General features: G+C 43.7%; 21 protein-coding genes and 1 other annotated feature. Of the genes, 18 read left to right on the top strand and 3 right to left on the bottom strand.

Annotation, left to right across the window (positions count from 1 at the left end; all coding sequences use genetic code 11):
• Nucleotides 1-98: 98 nt before the first annotated feature.
• The 6 genes from thrS (at nt 99) to SCACP_RS10305 (ending at nt 4,924) form a co-directional block, all read left to right on the top strand.
• Nucleotides 99-2,009, top strand: a complete 1,911-nt coding sequence (gene thrS / locus SCACP_RS10330) for a threonine--tRNA ligase (RefSeq protein ID WP_425061246.1) — start codon at nt 99-101, stop codon at nt 2,007-2,009.
• A 68-nt stretch (nt 2,010-2,077) separates the two neighbouring features.
• Nucleotides 2,078-2,209 (top strand) — a sequence feature (ribosomal protein L20 leader region).
• A 20-nt stretch (nt 2,210-2,229) separates the two neighbouring features.
• Complete coding sequence (infC, locus tag SCACP_RS10325; RefSeq protein ID WP_425061245.1) at nt 2,230-2,769, top strand: translation initiation factor IF-3; 540 nt, start codon at nt 2,230-2,232, stop codon at nt 2,767-2,769.
• Nucleotides 2,770-2,788: 19 nt separating this feature from the next.
• The gene (gene rpmI, locus SCACP_RS10320) at nt 2,789-2,986 is read left to right on the top strand and encodes a 50S ribosomal protein L35 (protein ID WP_425061244.1); all 198 of its coding nucleotides are present in this window, start codon (nt 2,789-2,791) and stop codon (nt 2,984-2,986) included.
• Between the two features lie 37 nt (nt 2,987-3,023).
• Nucleotides 3,024-3,380 carry a 50S ribosomal protein L20 gene (gene rplT / locus SCACP_RS10315; protein ID WP_425061243.1) on the top strand — a complete coding sequence of 119 codons (357 nt, stop codon included), beginning with the start codon at nt 3,024-3,026 and terminating at the stop codon, nt 3,378-3,380.
• A 371-nt stretch (nt 3,381-3,751) separates the two neighbouring features.
• Nucleotides 3,752-4,600 (top strand): class II fructose-bisphosphate aldolase, encoded by an 849-nt coding sequence (locus SCACP_RS10310; protein ID WP_425061242.1) that lies wholly within the window; start codon nt 3,752-3,754, stop codon nt 4,598-4,600.
• A gap of 171 nt (nt 4,601-4,771) precedes the next feature.
• On the top strand, nt 4,772-4,924 hold the full coding sequence (locus tag SCACP_RS10305; protein WP_425061241.1) for a hypothetical protein: 153 nt from the start codon (nt 4,772-4,774) through the stop codon (nt 4,922-4,924).
• Between the two features lie 19 nt (nt 4,925-4,943).
• Here the strand turns inward: SCACP_RS10305 and SCACP_RS10300 are convergent, their stop codons facing one another.
• On the bottom strand, nt 4,944-6,152 hold the full coding sequence (locus SCACP_RS10300; RefSeq protein ID WP_425061240.1) for a pyridoxal phosphate-dependent aminotransferase: 1,209 nt from the start codon (nt 6,150-6,152) through the stop codon (nt 4,944-4,946).
• A 198-nt stretch (nt 6,153-6,350) separates the two neighbouring features.
• Between SCACP_RS10300 and SCACP_RS10295 the strand changes: the two genes are divergently transcribed.
• Together SCACP_RS10295 and SCACP_RS10290 are read left to right on the top strand one after the other, a co-directional pair.
• Nucleotides 6,351-6,578, top strand: a complete 228-nt coding sequence (locus tag SCACP_RS10295; protein ID WP_425061239.1) for a hypothetical protein — start codon at nt 6,351-6,353, stop codon at nt 6,576-6,578.
• A gap of 135 nt (nt 6,579-6,713) precedes the next feature.
• On the top strand, nt 6,714-6,863 hold the full coding sequence (locus SCACP_RS10290) for a hypothetical protein (protein ID WP_425061238.1): 150 nt from the start codon (nt 6,714-6,716) through the stop codon (nt 6,861-6,863).
• Nucleotides 6,864-6,970: 107 nt separating this feature from the next.
• Here the strand turns inward: SCACP_RS10290 and SCACP_RS10285 are convergent, their stop codons facing one another.
• Together SCACP_RS10285 and SCACP_RS10280 are read right to left on the bottom strand one after the other, a co-directional pair.
• Nucleotides 6,971-7,360: a hypothetical protein gene (locus SCACP_RS10285; protein ID WP_425061237.1), complete on the bottom strand. Its 390-nt coding sequence runs from the start codon at nt 7,358-7,360 to the stop codon at nt 6,971-6,973.
• 98 nt (nt 7,361-7,458) lie between these two features.
• Nucleotides 7,459-7,638, bottom strand: a complete 180-nt coding sequence (locus SCACP_RS10280) for a hypothetical protein (RefSeq protein ID WP_425061236.1) — start codon at nt 7,636-7,638, stop codon at nt 7,459-7,461.
• Between the two features lie 99 nt (nt 7,639-7,737).
• On the opposite strand from SCACP_RS10280, the gene SCACP_RS10275 reads away from it, so the two are divergent.
• The 10 genes from SCACP_RS10275 to SCACP_RS10230 all read left to right on the top strand — a co-directional run bounded on the left by SCACP_RS10275 (nt 7,738) and on the right by SCACP_RS10230 (nt 20,670).
• Entirely contained in the window at nt 7,738-9,105 is a 1,368-nt protein-coding gene (locus tag SCACP_RS10275) for a TrkH family potassium uptake protein (protein WP_425061235.1), read from the top strand.
• A gap of 12 nt (nt 9,106-9,117) precedes the next feature.
• Nucleotides 9,118-9,777: a potassium channel family protein gene (locus tag SCACP_RS10270; RefSeq protein ID WP_425061234.1), complete on the top strand. Its 660-nt coding sequence runs from the start codon at nt 9,118-9,120 to the stop codon at nt 9,775-9,777.
• On the top strand, nt 9,774-10,586 hold the full coding sequence (locus SCACP_RS10265) for a TrmH family RNA methyltransferase (RefSeq protein WP_425061233.1): 813 nt from the start codon (nt 9,774-9,776) through the stop codon (nt 10,584-10,586). The genes SCACP_RS10270 and SCACP_RS10265 overlap by 4 nt, the downstream gene beginning before the upstream one ends.
• A 437-nt stretch (nt 10,587-11,023) precedes the next feature.
• Nucleotides 11,024-12,046: a phenylalanine--tRNA ligase subunit alpha gene (pheS, locus tag SCACP_RS10260; RefSeq protein WP_425061232.1), complete on the top strand. Its 1,023-nt coding sequence runs from the start codon at nt 11,024-11,026 to the stop codon at nt 12,044-12,046.
• A gap of 21 nt (nt 12,047-12,067) precedes the next feature.
• The gene (gene pheT, locus SCACP_RS10255; protein WP_425061231.1) at nt 12,068-14,497 is read left to right on the top strand and encodes a phenylalanine--tRNA ligase subunit beta; all 2,430 of its coding nucleotides are present in this window, start codon (nt 12,068-12,070) and stop codon (nt 14,495-14,497) included.
• A 187-nt stretch (nt 14,498-14,684) separates the two neighbouring features.
• Nucleotides 14,685-16,082, top strand: coding sequence for an amino acid permease (locus SCACP_RS10250; RefSeq protein ID WP_425061230.1), 1,398 nt, complete (start codon nt 14,685-14,687; stop codon nt 16,080-16,082).
• Nucleotides 16,083-16,192: 110 nt separating this feature from the next.
• A complete protein-coding gene (locus tag SCACP_RS10245) occupies nt 16,193-16,447 on the top strand; it encodes a cell division protein ZapA (protein ID WP_425061229.1) in 255 nt (84 codons plus the stop codon).
• A gap of 76 nt (nt 16,448-16,523) precedes the next feature.
• Nucleotides 16,524-17,195: a DUF421 domain-containing protein gene (locus SCACP_RS10240; RefSeq protein ID WP_425061228.1), complete on the top strand. Its 672-nt coding sequence runs from the start codon at nt 16,524-16,526 to the stop codon at nt 17,193-17,195.
• Nucleotides 17,196-17,258: 63 nt separating this feature from the next.
• A complete protein-coding gene (locus SCACP_RS10235; protein ID WP_425061227.1) occupies nt 17,259-18,179 on the top strand; it encodes a metalloenzyme in 921 nt (306 codons plus the stop codon).
• Nucleotides 18,172-20,670: a DUF3656 domain-containing U32 family peptidase gene (locus SCACP_RS10230; RefSeq protein WP_425061226.1), complete on the top strand. Its 2,499-nt coding sequence runs from the start codon at nt 18,172-18,174 to the stop codon at nt 20,668-20,670. Before SCACP_RS10235 ends, SCACP_RS10230 begins: the two co-directional genes overlap by 8 nt.
• Nucleotides 20,671-20,691: the final 21 nt, after the last annotated feature.

The following is a 20,691-nucleotide window of genomic DNA, read 5'->3' as shown; positions in this document are numbered from 1 at the left end:
TGAGATGGCTATTATAGTCAAGCAGGGTGGAATCACGGGTATAGACTCTCGTCCCTATGGGGATGAGAGTTTTTCATTTTATAAGGAGGCTGCCGAAAATGAGCAAAATTAAAATGACATTAAAAGACGGAGCAGTACGTGAAGTTGAACAAGGAATAACATTGGCTGAAGCTGCCGAGTCTATTAGTCGCAATTTGGCTAAAGCCGCACTGGTTGCTAAGGTTGACGGCCAAGTGACAGATTTATCTGCCAAACTTGAAAAAGATGCCGCAGTTGAGTTTCTGACCTTTGAAGATAATGATGGCAAAGATGCCTTGCGCCATACATCTTCCCATATTTTAGCTCAAGCTGTCAAACGGCTGTACGGTGATGTCAAACTAGGTATCGGACCGTCGATTGCCAATGGTTTTTACTATGATTTTGATACCACTCATACTTTTACTCCCGATGATTTGGAGAAAATTCAGACTGAGATGGAAAAAATTGTTAAGGAGAATCTGCCGCTTGAGCGGATTACTGTTAGCCGTGAAGAAGCGATTAGGATGTTTGGTGAGCAGGGAGAAGTTTATAAGCAAGAACTCATCCGGGACTTGCCCGAGGATGTAGAGATATCGCTGTACAAACAGGGTGAGTTTATTGATTTATGCGCAGGTCCTCATGTTCCTTCCACCGGGCGCGTTAAAGCCATTAAACTGCAAAGTATTGCCGGCGCTTATTGGCGCGGAGACGAAAAACGGAAGATGCTGCAACGTATTTATGGAACTTCGTTTGAAAAGAAGGCCGATTTGGACGCTTATATAACTATGATGGAAGAAGCTGCCAAACGCGACCACCGCAAGCTCGGACGTGAACTCGACCTATTCAGCATTCAGGAGGAAGGTCCTGGATTCCCGTTCTTTCATCCCAAAGGAATGGTTATCAGAAATGAGCTTGAAGCTTTCTGGCGCAAGCTGCATGTTAAATACGGTTATCAAGAAATCAAGACCCCGATTATTTTGCATCAGAAGTTATGGCAGCAGTCCGGGCACTGGGACCATTACCGCCAAAATATGTATTTTACGAATATTGATGATGAAGGTTATGCGGTTAAGCCGATGAACTGTCCCGGCGGTATTTTGGTATATCGTACACAGCATCACAGTTACCGTGACCTGCCGCTGCGTACTTGCGAGTTAGGACTTGTTCACCGTCATGAGATTTCCGGAGCGCTTCACGGACTTATGCGGGTACGTAGCTTTACCCAGGATGACGCTCATATATTCATGTTGCCGTCGCAAATCAAGTCTGAAATTAAGAAGGTTATTGAACTCTTTAATACCGTATATAGTGTATTTGGCTTGTCATATCACGCAGAACTTAGCACTAAACCTGAAAAAGCCATGGGTTCTGATGAAGTGTGGGAAACAGCCACTGCGGCTCTCAAAGAAGCGTTAGAAGAACTTAAGATGCCTTTCAAAATTAACCCGGGAGATGGTGCATTCTACGGACCCAAAATTGACTTCCATCTTAAGGACTCAATTGGACGTACGTGGCAATGCGGTACTATTCAACTAGATATGCTGATGCCGGAAAAATTTGACCTTACCTATGTTGGTGAGGACGGTCTCAAACATCGGCCAGTAATGATTCACCGGGTAGCTTACGGAAGCTTGGAACGGTTTATTGGTATTCTAATTGAACATTTTGCCGGAGCCTTCCCTGTGTGGTTGGCGCCCGTACAGGTCAAAATCTTGCCGATTAGCGAACGCCATGCCGACTATGCCTGGGAAGTTGCTCAGAATATGCGTGAAAAAGACGTTCGCGTGGAAGTTGACGACCGTAACGAAAAAATCGGCTACAAAATTCGTGAAGGCCAGATGGAAAAAGTGCCTTATATGCTGGTAGTTGGCGACAAGGAGTCTGAGACCCGCACTGTTGCCGTCCGTAAACGTGGCCAAGGCGATATTGGTGCTATGCCTGTCGACACTTTCGTTGCTACTGTTATCGCTGAGATCGCCGACAAAAAATAATATTTATTTAAAAAAATAACTTGACTTTACTAGTATAAGGTGTTATTATTATCAAGTAGTTAATTATTATCTTCAAGTAGAAGCCATCCGCTTCTCACCTTACAACGCTAATGGGCAGTTCGTAGGGTTAAATACAGCATATATTATTAGTTTATGCTATTAATGCGGGTGGTTTATGCCATCCGTTTTTTATTTGTTAACAAAGTATATTAGGAGGTGAGTGGCAATTAGCAAAGAAACTTTAAAAATTAACGAAGAGATTCGGGCAAAGGAAGTTCGGGTAGTCAGCAGCACCAACGAGCAACTGGGTATTATGTCACTAAGAGATGCATTACGCTTAGCCGGTGAACAAAACCTTGATTTGGTGGAAGTAGCGCCAACTGCCAAGCCGCCGGTATGCCGGATTATGGATTTTGGTAAATTCCGGTACGAGCAGCAAAAACGGGACAAAGAAGTCAAAAAGAAGCAAAAAGTTATTACACTCAAAGAAGTTAAGATCCGGCCTAATATTGAAGACCATGATTTTAACGTTAAACTTAAAAATGCTCAGCGTTTTTTAGAAGACGGCGACAAAGTTAAAGTAACTATTATGTTCAGGGGACGGGAGCTTTCCCACCCGGAACTTGGTAAGCAAGTGCTGGTAAGAATGGCTAGCCTGCTTAAAGATATGGCTACTGTTGAACGTGATCCCAAGCTCGAAGGTAAAAATATGATTATGATTCTGGCGCCAAAACCTAACGCTACGCAATCTAGTACATAAATAGAAAGGGGATATCCACATGCCAAAAATTAAAACCCGCAGAAGTGCCGCTAAACGTTTCAGAGTAACCGGCAGCGGTGAGTTTAAACGTGCCAAAGCATTTAAAAGCCACATTCTTGAGAAAAAATCTCCATCCCGTAAGCGTAACCTGCGTAAAGCAGCTTTGGTTAGCAAATCTGATCATGAACGCGTATTGAAAATGCTTCCTTACGCCTAATAGTAAATAAATATAAGTAAACCAGGAGGTATGCTATATGCCAAGAGTTAAAAAAGGCGTTACTGCACATAGACGTCATAAAAAAATTCTTAAATTAGCCAAAGGTTATCGCGGTTCTAAGAGCAAGCTGTTCAAAAAAGCCAACGAAACAGTTATGAAAGCATTGTACTATGCCCGTCGTGACCGTCGAGCTAAAAAAGGCGATTTCCGTAAATTATGGATTACCCGAATTAATGCCGCAGCCCGCATTAACGGTATTTCTTACAGTCAACTTATTAACGGACTGAAAAAAGCTGGCGTAGAAATCAACCGCAAAATGTTAGCAGATATGGCCGTTAATGATATGCCGGCATTTGGCAAATTGGTAAGTACCGCCAAAGAACAACTGTCATAGTTTCATATAAAAAAACTCCCGGAATTGCTCCGGGGTTTTTTTATATTGGCAAGCTAAGAATTTTTATAAAACTTGATGCATAATATTTATAAATATTGGTATTACTATATGAAATCCAATAAAGATTTTTTCTAGGCGTGTTGTTAGTAACGCTCCACCGCTGGCGCTTGACTTACGCTTATACTAACAACACGCCTGTAAATCTTTATTGGATACTATCTAGTAATCAAATCCAGAAATAATTGTATTGAAAAAATTGATTTTTTAAAATTTTATTATAATGAGCAGGTTTTTTTAGGGTAATGGCGAATAAAACGTATTATAAATTTACTGAATTATTAGTTTAATATAATCAAAAGGAGGAGTTAACTTTGGCCCTAGTAACAATGAAAGAATTACTCCAGGATGCAAAAAAAAGAAAGTATGCAGTAGGCGGCTTTAACGTATTTAATTTCGAGACTTTAGGCGCTGTTGTTGAGGTGGCGGAAGAACTAAAAACTCCCCTGGTACTTGGTATTCCTGAACGTTTATTCAAGTTTGTCGATGTTGATACCTTAAGTGCGGCAATGATTAGGTCTGCGCAAAAAGCTTCTGTTCCTGTTGCCCTCCATCTTGATCACGGTTATACCTACGAAGGGGTGATGAAAGCAATTCGCTGGGGATTTACTTCAGTTATGTTTGATGGCTCGGCACTACCTTTTGAGGACAACTTAAAACGGACCAAGGAAATTACCCGCATAGCCCATTCTCTCGGTGTTTCAGTCGAGGGTGAATTGGGCTATGTTGGTTGTTACGAGAGTATAAAGGATATTAATGAGGAAAACTTGGTAAAACCCGAGATTGCAACTAATTTTGTGGAAAAAACTAAAGTAGACGCATTGGCGGTTGCTGTAGGGACTAATCACGGGACATATCGCGGTGGGCCTAAGCTTAACTTTTCACGTCTCGCTGAACTTAACAACACGGTGAATGTACCTCTGGTTATGCATGGTGGTTCGAAACTTACTAAAGAAGATTATCAGAGTTCGATCCGGTCAGGGATAACCAAGATTAATATTGCTACTGATATGTCGATGGCTGCTGGCGAAACATTAAAAGCTGAAATTGCAAAGAATCAGGCAGCTAATTATGTCCATCTAATGTCAGTAGTCAAAAAAGGGGTTAAAGATTCGGTTCGCAGATACATGCTGTCTTTTGATTGTATATCAAAAGCTATCTAAATCCCAATGATTAGTGATACAAAAAAATACCTTCAGGTAATAAATTGCAGTTTGGGATATTGGGTTCTCTTATAAAAGATCCGATTGGATACCCATCAAACAACCATTCGAATCCCATGCTAATCCCCCCACTATTTATTTACCTAGTATTTGTAGATGGGGTCGCTGGGAATGCGGGAGTTAAAAACCAGGGCTGGCGTGCACCGGTCATGGTGTCCACTTGCTCTGGTTTTATTGTTCGCAGCTACGGCTGGCTGCACCCGCTGCAACTTAGGAGATATCAGCCTCAATGCAGCAATTGACATCATCGGCAACGGATATTGAGAAGGTTGCGGAGATTATATTATATAGTTATTATCCCTCGGGAAACCGAGGGCTTTTTTACTTTTCGCTGCCGGATTAATGCGAGTTTCATCGCTGCGCAAGCCTCTTCAATTGTCTCTTCACTGCGCGCGTAACACAAGCGAACATAACCTTCGCCGCCTTCTCCAAAACACGAGCCGGGTACAACAGCTACGCCTGCCTTTTCCAGCACAAATTTGGCAAACTCTTTACTAGTAAGCCCAGTGCCGGTAATATTGGGGAAAACGTAGATGGCCCCTTTTGGCGTAGCGCAAGTGATACCGGGAATATCGTTCAGCCTCGCTACCATAAGATCACGTAATTTTTTATACTGGCTTATGCGTTGCTGCACTAGCTCTTGCGGAGTATTCAGAGCGCTAATACCGGCATATTGAATAAATGGCGGTACACAAGTGTAGACGGTCTCAAACATTTGGCCCATTTTAGCAATCAGTTCAGTAGGACCGATGGCGTATCCTAACCGCCAACCGGACATAGAGTGCCCCTTTGAAAAACCGTTCAGAATAATCGTTCTTTCCCGGCATTTATCTACCACCGCGGGAGAGTAGTGGCGGCAATCATAAATATTCTCAGAATAAATTTCATCGCTTAAAAGATAAACATCCTTCTCTTTGGCGATTTCGGCCACTCGCAGCATTTCATCTTCAGTCATTACACTGCCAGTGGGATTTTGTGGCGACGTGATAATAATCAGTCTGGTTTTAGCGGTAATACGGGGCAATAAGTCATCGGGATTAAGTCGAAAGTCATTTTTTTCCCACACCGGAACCTTAACCATTTTTATTCCCAGATAACTGGCGACAGCTATATATGCTGCAAAACCGGGATCTGAAAAAATGACTTCATCACCAGGGTCAACAACACAGCGCATAACAAAATCAATAACACTATTTGCTGGCATAATCGCTACCTGAGATATATCGGGTCGAAAACCCAGCTTCCGCTCGGTGTAGTCGCAAATAGCCTCTCTTAACGCTGGGATACCAAGGGAATCGACATATTTTGTATGACCGTTATCCAAGGCTTCCTTGGTGGCAGCAATAACGTGAGGATAAGCATCAAAATACGAGTCACCAATTTCAAACCGATAAACCTTTTTACCGGCAGCTTCCATAGCACAAACAGTAGATAAGATCTCCAACATTGGTTGACCTAGCAATCCTTGGGTAAGTTTTGAAAAGCTTTTCATGAAATAAGACACTCCTTCTACTAAAATAAAACTGCGACAAGATGCATTACTCCCAGAAAGAGCAAGGTCAAGCAGAAGCACATGCTTTCATGTCATATATTTATCTTTCTTGCAGTTTTCGAAATTACGTCTTTCTTTTTTGTTTTCTTCATCCCATAAATATAATCCTGCAATTTCTATAGTGTTAAATATATCACATTGCCAAAAATATTAAATCAAAGCAACTTCCAACAGTTTGATCAGTCGGCAATAACTCCGTCAGCATACCACCACCATTACAGTAATGATGGTTCGCAGCGAATAGTCCAGTTAGAAGCTGATCATGACCGCGACAATGATCGGCCGCGTCATGACGAACGACTGCGACAAGAAAATGAACGGCATGAAGAGAAATGGAGGTGCCCACATGAAAGCGAACGGGAATAGCGTGAACGGCAAAAGCGTGAAAAAGAACGCCTTGAAAATGCGTTGCGTGAAATTGCAGCTCTTTTGATTGGCAATTGGTTCGTCGAATGATTGAAATAAAGAAAGCCTTTAATTACAAGGTGATGATAGGCGTTGATGAGTTATGGTTACGGCGGTTTTTTCCCATTCGGGATGATATTCATGATTTTATATGGTGTTGTAGTTATCTATGCACTGATGCAGTTGACCGGTATAAATAAAGCACTGCAACGGATTGCGAGCACCTTAGAAAGAAAGCAAGAGTAGTTTGCCTGGTTTTAGTCGCCTGCTTTCGAGCATTCGGGATAAAAAGCAAAGGAAATGTAGTTAAAACCCCAGCTGTGCTTAGCCGGGGTTTAACTATTTATTCGCTATCAGACCTCGCCATCGTTTTGTTTGATTATTTTGATTGCTTCTTCGACCCGGGACTGAGGCACAAAGACGACTACTGAAAAAGCGTGTCCGCCAGCCATACCGTTGCCCCTCGAGCTTAAACCGCTGACTGAAGGGTCGGCTGCCATAAGGACTCGCTCTGCGGCATTTTCTTCGTTTGGAGTGTTCATAGAAAAAACAGTCAGTCCGGTTTGAGTTTCGGCCAGATTAGCAGTAGCATTGTTACGCTCCGTATCAAAAGTTACTCCGTACCGACTGGTTCGCTTAATGTGACTGTCAGTTAGCCCGTTTGCAGCTAGCATGTCCACAGCAGTTTGGGCCTTAGTGCTTGAAGGAAAATACGATATGATTGTCTGCTCCTTTTCTTGCATAAACTCCCCCCTGTAATATCATTATAATGTTGCAACTAACCGGATTTTATTGGGAGTTGATAAGGTGAAAAAAGTATATATTGCTTATAAGTACAAAACTATGATTCTTTCATAAGCGGCGGTTCCGGATTGTTTTCCCCGTATTCGGCCAATTCGTTTCGCAGCTTATCCTGAATTTCTCCTGAGGTTACAGGACGTTGATATTTGACCTCGGGTGTATTTGTTACATTTTCGTTAAATATATGCTGCATGGTAGCTCCATAATCTGGACAATTCAATTCATCACCCCCTGTAAAAATAGTTTGTCCAAAATCTTGTTTAGTTTTCGCAAATTGGGTATAATTTTGAAATATACTTGAATTCGGGAGTGGAATAAATTGGGAAGAAAAATTGCCAATTTGCTGGATATTGCCCAATGGAGGCTCACGCCATATCAGATACTGGCGTTAGGCTTTGCCGGGTTGATATTGGGAGGAGCATTTTTGTTAATGACGCCTTGGGCATCAGCAACAGGCCAAGGCTTAAGTTTTGTTGATGCTTTATTTACTGCTACTTCGGCCGTATGCGTAACTGGCTTGGTGGTAGTAGATACGGGCACATACTTCTCGCTATTTGGGCAGCTTGTCATAATTGTTCTTATTCAGGCTGGCGGACTGGGTATAATGGCTATGGCTACCTTGATGGCAATACTTATCGGTAAAAGAATTAACTTAAGAGAAAGGCTCATTATGCAGGAAGCGTTAAATCAGCTTACTGTGTCAGGTATTGTACGTTTAACACAGTATATTATTAAGGTAACTCTTTTTATCGAGTTTATTGGCGGAACAATTCTGGCTGTCCGCTGGTACCAGGATTTGGGATTTAAGGGAATTTATTTTGGCTATTGGCATGCCATTTCGGCCTTTTGTAATGCGGGCTTTGACTTATTCGGCAGTGTAACCGGCGAGTTTTCGAGCATTACTGGTTATGTAGAGGATATTGTCGTAAACTTGGTTATTTCAGCGCTTATTATTTTAGGCGGTATTGGTTTTACGGTAATTGCCGATATAGGGACCAACAAAAGGTTTAGCAAACTTTCACTGCATACCAAGGTCGTGTTGGTGACCACGCTGGTGCTTATTATTTTTGCCACAATAGTAATTTTTTTACTTGAATATGATAATCCTGATACTTTGGCTAATTTATCCTGGCAAGGAAAAATACTTGGGAGTTATTTCCAATCGATAACACCACGCACTGCTGGATACAATACACTTGATATTAGTAAGTTTTCCGATGCTACACTGTTTTTTATAATGTTGTTGATGTTTATTGGCGCATCGCCGACTTCTACCGGGGGCGGCATTAAAACTTCAACGGCCGGCGTGTTAGCAGCTGCTATTTGGGCGCTTATCAGCGGCAAAAATGATGCTGAGATGTTTAAGCGAAGAATTCCGCAGTCAATTATTTATAAGGCGTTTTCGGTAATGCTCATTTCGGGGATACTAGTCATTTTTGTAACTATGATGTTGAGTATTACTGAGAAGCAACCATTTATTAAGATCTTTTTTGAGGTAACCTCGGCATTTGGAACGGTTGGATTATCAACTGGTATTACTCCGACGCTTACCACTACTGGTAAATTGTGGATTATTTTAACCATGTTTGCCGGGCGTGTCGGCCCGATGACGCTGGCGTTGGCATTGGCGTTAAAAACTCGTAAAGGAACTATACAATACCCCGAAGGTAAACTTATTATAGGCTAAGAGGAGAGAATTATGAAAAATAACAAACAATTTGCAGTCATTGGATTAGGTCGTTTTGGTACCAGCGTGGCAACCGCTTTATATAAACTAGGTTACGAAGTGCTTGCTATCGATTCAGATGAAGAACGGGTACAGAAATTTAGTGATGAGGTTACCCATGTTGTCCAGGCCGATACCACCGATGAAAATTCGTTGAAGGCTCTAGGTATTCGCAATTTTGACGTTGTCGTCGTTGCTATCGGTGAAGATATTCAGGCTAATACCTTGACAACGCTGCTGCTAAAAGATTTGGGTGTAAAATACATTGTCGCTAAAGCTCGTAATGAACTGCATGGCAAAATGCTATCCAAAATTGGCGCTGACCGTATCGTCTACCCTGAACGGGATATGGGGCTTAGAGTTGCGCATAATCTAGTTTCAACCAATGTATTAGAATATATTGAACTATCACCGGATTTGAGTATTGTTGAAGTAACAGCTCCTAAATCGTTGGTAGGTCAAAGCTTGGCTGAAGCCAATTTGCGCGTAAAGTATGAAGTGAATGTGGTTGCGATTAAACGGGGCGAAGAAGTTATTGTACCGCCCCTGCCGGATGAAAAAATTAAGACCGGAGATATTCTAATTTGCGTTGGGCAAACGAAAGGCATCCAAAAGTTGGAGGAAATGGAATGACTGAATTCATTTCCAGCCCGGCAAATAAGTTGATTAAAGAAATTGCCTCACTTAAGCATAAAAAATACCGGGATAATCTGGGAATGTTCGTAGCTGAAGGTGTGCGTTTAGTGGAAGAGTGCGCTGCTGCCCGGTGGCCGGTGGATGTATGTATTTATACCGAGGCGGCTGCAGCCCACAAACGGGCACAGGCCGTGATTGACAGGCTTATAGCCGCAAACTGCCGGATGGTAGTAGTTCCTGAAGATATTTATCACCGGCTCTCCGATACGGAACAACCGCAAGGGCTTATGGCTGTGCTAAAGAAACGAAAGGTTTCTATTGAGCAAATGGTAGCTAAAGAGGGTAAGCCACCGTTAATTGTCGTATTGGACGGCATTCAGGATCCCGGTAATGCAGGGACAATTATCCGGACTGCTGATGCTGTCGGATGTACTGGAGTTGTTGCCCTCAAAGGATCGGCTGATATTTATGCCGGAAAAACCGTGCGGGCGACCATGGGTTCGCTATTCCACCTTCCGGTAGCTGAAGGGTTGACTTCTGAAGAGTTGGTAGCCGTGCTAGCGAAGGCGGGCATCAGTATTTTGGCAACTTGTCTGCAAAATTCGGCTGTATACTATCAGGCTGATTTAAAAAAACCTGTGGCCATTGTCTTGGGTAATGAAGGGCAAGGCGTAAGCCGTGAGCTTATGGAAGCGGCTGAGGTGCGATTAAATATACCGCTTATTGGCCAGGCAGAATCACTCAATGTGGCTGTGGCGGCAGGGATAGTATTGTATGAAGCGGTAAGGCAACGAGTAACCTTGTAATTTGCCGGATGCTGTGATATAATACGCTTAGCAATGACGGAAATTGCCAGTACGGGCAGAGAGGGTGTGGTCTTAGGATGTTGACCGCCGAATTCTTCTGGAGAATGTTTGAAGCTACCGGTTCCATTGCTGCGTATTTGTGGTATAAACGACTCATGATGCAATAATTGAATAGCGTTTGTTTTCGTAGTGCGATGACGAAGAGAGTATGTTAGCCGAGTTTCTACAGGGAGGATGCTGCCAAAGATTGAGAGCGGCACTGAAACAGCTGGCAGAAGTTCACTTCTGAGTATCCGGGCTGAAGGGGTATCCTTGTGTAGGCTGGACGTTTTTTCCGCGTTATAGGAAAATGAGTATAATTAGGGTGGTACCGCGAAGTTAAGACTTTCGCCCCTTGGGGCTGAAAGTCTTTTTTATTTTATACTTAGGAGGCATGTATGGAACAGCAACTTAATTCAATAAGGGAAACAGCTCTTAAAGAACTGGCAGAGGCTGCCAGTAAAGAAGCGCTTAATGAACTAAAAGTTAAGTATTTAGGGAAAAAAGGAGTATTGACCGGGGTGTTGCGCGGACTCGGCGCTTTAAGCCCGGAAGAGCGTCCGCGGGTGGGGCAAATTGTTAACGATATCAGAAACGAACTTGAACAGATTATTGCCGATAAGCTAGCAGGCATGAAACAGACTGAGCTTGCCCGTAAATTGGCATCGGAAACAATTGACGTTACTTTGCCAGGGAGGCGGGAGTTGCGTGGGCATTTGCATCCGCTGACGTTAACGCTTAACCGGATCAAAGATACCTTTATGCGCATGGGGTTTGAAATAGCGGAGGGTCCGGAAGTAGAAAAAGACTATTATAACTTTGAAGCCCTGAATTTGCCCCAGGACCATCCAGCCCGGGACATGCAGGACTCGTTCTATATTACCAAGGAATTTTTGCTTAGAACCCACACTTCTCCGGTGCAAGTGCGTACAATGCAGTCAGTTGTCCCTAACCAGCCGATTCGCATTATAGCCCCGGGAAAAGTCTATCGTCGGGACTATGATGCCACTCATTCACCCATGTTCCAGCAAGTCGAGGGACTGGTTGTTGATAAAGGGATCAGTTTTGCCGACTTAAAAGGCACACTCGAGTTATTTTCAAAAGAAATATTCGGCAATAAGGTTAAGGTAAGGTTCCGCCCAAGTTTTTTCCCGTTTACCGAACCGAGCGCTGAGGTTGATATTTCCTGTGTAATGTGTGAAGGGCAAGGCTGCCGGGTATGTTCAGGAACAGGCTGGTTGGAGATTTTAGGGTCGGGTATGGTTCACCCGCGTGTGCTTGAAATGAGCAATTTTGATCCAACCAAAGTGAGCGGTTTTGCTTTTGGCATGGGTGTAGAGCGGATTGCCATGCTGACTTATGGTATTGATGACCTCAGACTGTTTTTTGATAATGATATACGTTTTTTACGTCAATTTTAAAGCTGGTAAAGGGGGAAGGTTATGAGAGCGTCAATTAAATGGCTTAAAGATTATGTTGACATAGAAACAACACCGGAAAAACTTGCCGATATGCTGACTATGGCGGGTATTCCGGTGGCTTCGGTGGAATACTTGGGACAAAATATATCGGGTGTGGTAACAGGTAAGGTGGTAGAAATCGGACCGCATCCTGATGCCGACAAATTATCGGTATGTAAGATTGATATCGGAACTGAAGTATTAACCATAATTACCGGAGCGACAAATGTCCGCCAAGGTAACATTGTACCGGTAGCTACTGTTGGTGCCAAGCTGCCAAACGGAATGAGTATCCAGCCGACAAAGCTCAGGGGAATGATGTCAAATGGGATGTTGTGCTCAACTGAGGAGCTTGCCATCGATAGTAAGCTTGTGCCACCAGAGGCGAGAAACGGTATTTATATTTTGGCAAGTGATACTCCAATTGGGGTAGATATTCGTACTGCGCTTGGACTGGATGATGTTGTCCTTGAGTTTGAGCTTACCGCCAACAGGGCTGACTGTTTCAGCATTCTTGGTATTGCGCGTGAAATTGCCGTGCTTACCGGCGCTACCTTAAAGAAACCTATGCTCAATTTGAAAGAGGCTGGTACGGAAAAAGCCGCCAGTCTTGCCAATATCCAGATTACTGAACCAAGCCTTTGCTCGCGGTTCGCAGCAAGGATTTTAAAAGACATTAAAGTTGGGCCATCACCTGCCTGGATGCAGCATCGTATCCAAGCCGCCGGGATGCGGCCAATTAATAATATCGTTGATGTTACCAATTTTGTTATGCTGGAATTGGGTCAACCAATGCATGCTTATGATTATAATTTGCTCGCCCGTCACAGTCTGGTTGTCCGTAAAGCAAATCCAGGGGAAAAGCTGACTACGCTGGACGGAGTAAAACGGGAACTTGAACCTGATATGCTGGTCATTGCCGATGCCGTGCAAGCCGTCGGCATTGCCGGCGTCATGGGAGGACTGGCTACTGAAGTAACTGCTAATACGCAAAATGTTTTGCTGGAGGCAGCTGCCTTTAGAGGCGCAAGTATCCGCCGTACTTCCCGCGCACTTGGGCTCCGTTCGGAGGCATCCGGCCGGTTTGAACGCGGTGTGGACACAGCTAATGTTATCAGGGCACTTGACAGAGCGGCTAAGCTGCTTGAAGATATGGGAGCCTGCCAGGTATGCCCCGGTATTGTTGACGTTTATCCAGATGTTCAGCTGCCTAAGCAGGTTAGCTTTACTCCCGGCCAGATAAACAGCTACTTGGGTACAGATATTCCGGTTAGTACCATGACGGAAATCCTTAAACGTCTGGAGTTTGACGTTGATTCATCAGCAGACAAAATTACGGTTACGGTGCCTACCTGGCGCGGCGATGTTACGTTGCCAGCCGATATTAGTGAAGAAATCGCCAGAATATATGGTTATGATAACGTGCCGTCAACTACACCTACCGGCAACATGAGTCAAGGTAAGCAAAGTTATACGCAAACAATTATTGATAAGATCAAATTAATACTTACAGGCTGTGGTTTTTCTGAAGTTATTTCTTTTAGTTTTTCGCATCCTGATGTGCTGGATAAACTAAACATTGCAGCTGACAGCGCCTTGCGCCGTACTATCGAGGTGTTAAACCCCATTACTGATGATTTCCCGGTCTTGCGCACTACTTTGCTTGGCGGCATAATGGACACAATCGTCCGCAATCTTTCCCGTAAAAATGAAGATATTAGAATATATGAGATTGGTGCAGTGTATTTGCCGGAAAAGCTGCCGCTTGAGGACTTGCCGCAAGAACCGCTGATGCTGTGTGGAGCCATTGTTGGCAAGCGTCATGCTCCGGCTTGGAATCAGATGCGGGATATGGTCGATTTCTATGATGCCAAAGGTAGTATCGAAGCTATTTTGGAAGGAATCGGAATTACCGGATATACTGTTGAACCAGGTGTAAATACGTCATTACATCCCGGTAAAACAGCGGTAATAAAAAAAGATGGCAATTTGCTGGGAACTGTCGGCGAAGTACATCCCCAGGTTCTTGACGCCTATGAGATAAACCGTAAAGTTTATTTGTTTGAGCTCAATCTACAGCATTTAGTTAAATATGCAGCTATTAAACCGGCCTATCAAGTTTTGCCTAAATTCCCGGCAATTGCCCGTGATCTGGCAGTTGTTCTATCTGATAATATTCCAGCCGGCGATGTAATGCAGGCCATTGTCACCAGTGCCGGCCCATTGCTGGAAGATGTCCAGTTATTTGATGTATATACAGGTCAACAAGTGCCAACAGGATCGCGCAGTCTGGCTTTTTCACTTGTTTTTCGAGCAAGTGACCGGACTTTAACAGATGTTGAAATTGATGAACACTATAAAAATATTATTACTTATTTAGAAAAAGCGTTTTCGGCAAAGCTTCGGGAATAGTGGTGATTGTCTTTTATACAAATACAAAAGGTGCTTTACCTATGTCTGTTTTTATGTTAAACTGTTAACTGGGATGGACGTAGGGTGTAAATGTCTGTATATATTGGATGTTTGCTGGAAATAGATCTGCCCCTTGTGGACAGGTCTATTTTTTTCTCCGTCGGAAATAATAAATTGAGGTGATAACATGAAGATTTTTCGCACAAAAAGTATTAACATGCTTAAAGAAGGCGCAGAACAAAAAAGGCTGAAGAAGAGTCTCGGGGCAGTGGATTTAGTACTTTTGGGGATTGGCTGTATTATCGGCACCGGAATCTTTGTTTTAACCGGAGTAGCTGCCGCTAAGTATGCTGGTCCTGGTATTATGCTATCATTTATTCTTTCCGGTTTGGCCTGTGCTTTTGCTGCCCTGGCTTACGCCGAACTTGCGGCAATTGTGCCAATTGCCGGCAGCGCTTACACATATACGTATGCTGCACTGGGCGAAATCATTGCCTGGATTGTCGGCTGGAACCTTGTTCTTGAGTACTCAGTGGGTTCGAGCGCTGTTGCTGCCGGTTGGTCAGGCTATGTGGTTGGTCTCCTTAAGGCTGGTGGCATAGAACTGCCCAAGGCTTTTACCGCAGTACCTGCTGAAGGGGGTATTGTTAATCTTCCGGCCATGCTTATCGCGTTGTTTTTAAGTGTTTTGTTAGTGCGTGGTACTAAGGAAAGCGTTACTCTTAATAAAATACTTGTAGTTGTAAAACTGGCGGCAGTATTCATTTTTCTTGCTTTGGCAGGTCCCAAGGTTAATCCTGCTAACTGGTCACCGCTTATGCCGTATGGTTTCTCCGGTGTAGCAGCAGGCGCGGCTATTATTTTCTTTGCCTATATCGGCTTTGACGCTGTGGCGACCGCTGCTGAAGAGTGTCGTAATCCTAACCGTGATTTGCCTGTTGGCATTATTGGATCATTAGTGGCATGTACTATGCTTTATATTGTTGTCGCCGGTGTTTTAACAGGGGTAGTTCCTTACCAAGAGCTTAACAACGCAGAACCTGTTGCCTACGCCCTCAGAGCAATCGGTTATAATTTTGGTTCAGCGCTGGTAGGCACTGGCGCTATTGCCGGGATCACTACCGTATTACTAGTACTCATGTACGGCCAAACCCGTGTATTTTTTGCTATGTCCCGTGACGGCCTTATTCCGGCCAGTATTTGCAAGGTACACCCGAAATATGGCACTCCTCATGTCATTACCATTGTTGCCGGTGTCGTAGTTGCTCTTATTGCCGGCTTCACACCCATTGGCATTATTGCCGAGTTAACAAATATCGGTACGCTGTTTGCATTTGTCGTCGCTGCAATTGGGGTGTATGTTCTCCGGTATACTCGTCCTGATATCCATCGTCCGTTTAAGTGTCCTGCTGTTCCCTTAGTTGCGCCTCTAGCGGTATTATCTTGCGGTTATTTAATGGTCAATCTGCCGGCTGAGACCTGGGTACGGTTCGGAATTTGGTCAGCCATCGGGTTGGTTGTGTATTTTGTCTACAGCTATCGTAATAGTGTCTTGAACACAACTAAAACTGTTAACGAACAATAATTTTCTTAATTCGTGAGGCGGGTTAACCCGCCTTTTAGCTTTTTTTAGCAGGAATTAGTTTTTAGCTAGTAGAAGTATATTTATAGTAAATATATAAGTTCAGGTGGAGTATGTCAGATAAAAAAAACAAGGTTACTGTCGAAATCTATGGTGAAAGCTATGCGCTCAAGGGTGATATTGAGCCGCAACGAATTATGCGTTTAGCGGCTATGCTTGATGAGCGGATGAAAAAAACCGCCAAAGCGAACCTCAGGCTGTCACCGTTAAAAATTGCTGTATTGACAGCATTAAATATAGCTGATGAATATCTACGGTTAGAACAGGATTACCTGGAACTCATTGAAATGATAAAAGAAGATAAATAGCTTTTTGGCTAACTGTAAATACTGTATAACACTCGGGAGTCATGTTAATAATACTGACAGAAAAAGGAGTGGTACAGTGTTTGACAGTGAGTCAATTGGTCAGGTTTTATTACGCTTAATGGTATTGTGTACTGTTGCGTTGGTTGTTGTCAGGATGATGGGTAACCGTACTGTGGGCCAACTGTCGCCATTTGACTTTGTTATTATGGTCGGCATCGGCGATATTATTGTCGCTGGCACCATGGATAAAAATCCCACTTTGGCGGCAGGAATTGAAGGCTTAGTGGCACTGCTACTGCTGCAGCAATTATTAGGCTATTTGGCTTTAAAAAATACTACTCTACGCAAATGGTTTGAAGGCACACCGGTGACTTTGGTGGAAAACGGGCGTATCATTAAAGAAAATTTTTCTAAAACTCATTTTAATTACGATGATTTACGCCAGGAACTGCACAAAAAAGGCCTTGATTTTACCGATCTGAATACTGTTGAAGTAGCTCGCCTGGAAAGTTGCGGTGAGTTTACGATAATTCGTACCCCTGAAAATGAACCTTTGACGAAAAAAGAATTTGAAAACTATATTAGTAGCATCTATAACAATCCGCTAAGTTTAGCAGGCGAAAAACTAACTAAGTTCGAAAAGCTTATAGAAGATGTCCAGTTCCTCGCTGACCATTTACGTCAACAGCAAGGGGTGGGTGTGACCGGGACACAGCAAACATATGATGAAGAAAAAGAGTTGCACTAATGAGAGGAAGGGGCTTCCCTTCTTCTTTTCACGTTCACATGCTATATATAAGGCGGTCAATTCATGCGGGTATTATTTATATTTATCGACGGATTAGGTTTAGGCAGCAACAATCCTGATTCCAATCCATTGGCCCGTTTTGGTCTAAATACTATTTCCGAGTTATTTGGGCGGTCGTTGACTCAAGATATAGAACCGGTTTGGCTTCCTAACCGCTGTATAGTTCCGGTTGACACTACGCTGGGAGTGGACGGACTCCCGCAAAGTGCCACCGGGCAGGCTGCTATCCTTACCGGTTTGAATGCTGCCAAATTTATGGGCCGCCATGTGCAGGCTTTTCCCGGGCCACAGTTGTCACAGCTTATTGCCAATAATAACATAATGAAAAAGTTGAGAGAGCACGGATTGCTCTCAACTTCGGCTAACATGTATTTACCAGATTACTTTGAATTAGTCGCAAAGCGCAAACGCCGCCATTCGGCTATTACACTGGCGGTGCTGAGCACAGGTTTGGCGCTGCGGTCATTAAATGAACTGAGTGACGGAGAAGCCGTGTATCAGGATATAACAAATGAAATGTTGCCCGCCTTTGGAGTAAATAATATTCCAGTACAAAATCCAGCTCAAGCGGGTTATAATCTGGTTAATATTTCCAGGAAATATTCTTTTACTATCTTTGAATATTTTCAGACTGACCGGGCAGGGCATAAACAAGATTGGAATTTTGCGCAAAAGATCATAGGTATACTTGATGAATTTATCCGGGCGGTATATGAGAGGCTGCCTGCTGATACACTGCTCATTATAACAAGCGACCATGGCAATTTTGAGGACTTGACGGTTAAAAGCCACACCTTCAACAAAGTTCCGCTAATTGCCTTGGGGTGCGAAGCACAAGCAGCGGTAAGCGGTATTACTGATTTGACCGGTATAGCCCCCAACATATTAAAGGTTTTGGGAAAGGATGAACTAATATATGGTTGAATTGCTTGCGCCTGTAGGCAGCAGGGAAGCCCTGGTGGCCGCTGTAGAAAGCGGGGCAAACGCAGTTTATCTTGGTGGTAAGATGTTTGGCGCCCGGCATTATGCCCCGAATTTTACTGATGAAGAATTGGCTGAAGCTGTTCGTTTTGCCCACTTGCGTAGTGTACGGGTCTTTGTTACAGTTAATACTTTATTGGACGACAGCGAACTGTCACTGTTAGCCGATTATTTACGTTATCTATATGAGATTGGTGTTGACGCCATTATTGTTCAGGACCTGGGAGTAGCAACAATAGCTAAAAAGGTAGCGCCTCATTTACCTCTCCATGCCAGCACCCAGATGACTGTACATAATCTGGAAGGTGTTAACTTTTTAGCAGGCCTGGGATTTACCAGAGTGGTATTAGCCCGGGAATTATTACTTACAGATATTGAGTACATATGTAAGAATACTCCATTGGAAATAGAAACATTTATTCACGGTGCGTTATGTATTTCGTATTCAGGTCAGTGTCTGATGAGCAGCATGATTGGCGGCCGGAGCGGTAACCGCGGCCGCTGTGCCCAGCCCTGCCGTTTGCCGTATACCCTGGTGGATGCTGACGGCAATAATGTGCTAAGCCAGGCGGATGCCGGTGAATATTTATTAAGTCCTAAAGATTTTAATACTATTAAAGTGCTGCCTGAGCTTGTTAATGCCGGAATTGCTTCATTTAAAATCGAAGGCCGGATGAAGCGGCCGGAATATGTTGCGGTAGTAGTAGACACCTACCGGCGAGCTATAGACAGTCATTTAGCCAATCAAACTGAATATATTGTTAGTCAAGAAGACATGAAAGATCTGGCACAAATCTTTAACCGCGATTTTACTACCGCGCATTTGTACGGAAAAAACGGACGGAACATGATGAGTGACCGCCGGCCGAACAACCGGGGTGTCCGGATTGGCAGAGTTCTTAGTTATCAGCCGGCCAGCAAGACAGCTGTCATCAAACTGGATGAACGGGTGGCAATAGGTGATATTATTGAGTTTTGGGTTAAAGTTGGCGGACGCGTCAATGTTACCATAACCTCCATGACTGTTGACGGAAATAAAGTTTCTGAAGCTCAGGCAAACACGGCTGTTGCAATCCCGGTAAGTTCGCCTGTTAAGGTTAATGATAGGGTGTTTAAAGTATTTGATGCCAAGCTTATGGAGCGGGCCAGAGCATATTTTAGCCGGCCGGAAGCTGTACGGCGTATCCCCGTTGACGTTACCGTAACAGTTTCTGAAGGAAAGCCACTGGTTATAACCATGCAAGATGCTGATGGTTTTGCCGGGCAGGCAGAAACCGCTTTTGTTGCTGAGAAAGCGTTAAAGCGACCGCTTACTATCGATACTGTAACTAAACAGGTTGAGAGACTGGGAACTACCATTTTTCAACTAAATACGCTGGATTGTACTATTGACGGAGAAGTAATGGTTCCGGTCAGCGAGATTAATGACGCCAGGCGCCGGGCGGTGGAACAGCTTGAAGCTGCCCGGCTTAATCGGTTTGCCAGACCGACCTTGCCTAAAGATAAGTCTTTTGATTCTCTGTTACCGCAAATAATCATCGGAAAGCTGAGGGATAAACCTGATCTTGTTGTAAATGTTGATTCAATAGCAAAAGTAAAAGCCGCTATCGATAATGGTGCTGATATTGTCATGTTCGGCGGCGAATGTTTGGGAAATCGCCTGTTAGTTGAAGAAGATTATCGCAACGCGACAGATTATGTCAAAACACACGGTCGCAAGATCATTTTTAATACACCCCGTCTTATGCAGCAAGGTCAAATAGCTGATTTGTACAAAGACATCACCATTTTTAACGAACTTGATCCACATGCTATAAGTGTTGGTAATATAGGGGCACTCCACATGCTCCGGCAGGTTACCCGGATACCCTTGCATGGCGATTACCCGCTGAATATATATAACAGTGTTACTGCAAAATTTTTTGGTGATCTTGGCTTGGCCAGCTTGACGCTTTCCCCTGAACTCAATTTTTCTCAAATAGAAGGCTTGACTGCGAAAAAGCTTGTTCCTTTGGAATGTGTTGTGCATGGTTATCTAACACTTATGATTTCTGAGTATTGCATGCTTGGCAGTTTTTTAGGCGGACAAGGCGGCGGACAGTGTAAGAAACCTTGTTTGCGTAGGCAGTATTGGATAAAGGACCGAATGAATGAAGTGTTTCCTGTAGCTACCGACCAATTCTGCCGCATGCATATTTTAAACGCCAAAGAATTGTCCATGTTGCCGCATGTTCCGCGGCTCATGCGTGCCGGTCTCAGTCGATTGCGGATTGAGGCTAAATATAGTTCCCCCCAGGAAGTGGCCCGCATTACCAAACTGTACCGTCAGCTAATCGACCAAGGTGAGCAGCACCCATTAATTTTAGAAGATAAGACTGATAGTATAGAGCATGGGAATATAACACGCGGCCATTATTTTCGCGGCGTGCTATGAACTGATTAAGAGGAGAGTTTG

The organism is Sporomusaceae bacterium ACPt, assembly GCA_041428575.1.
Classification (GTDB): Bacteria; Bacillota; Negativicutes; order Sporomusales; family Sporomusaceae; genus Sporomusa_D; species Sporomusa_D carbonis.
Note: the sequence above shows the minus strand (reverse complement) of the source record. Positions and strands in the feature narration are given on the sequence as shown.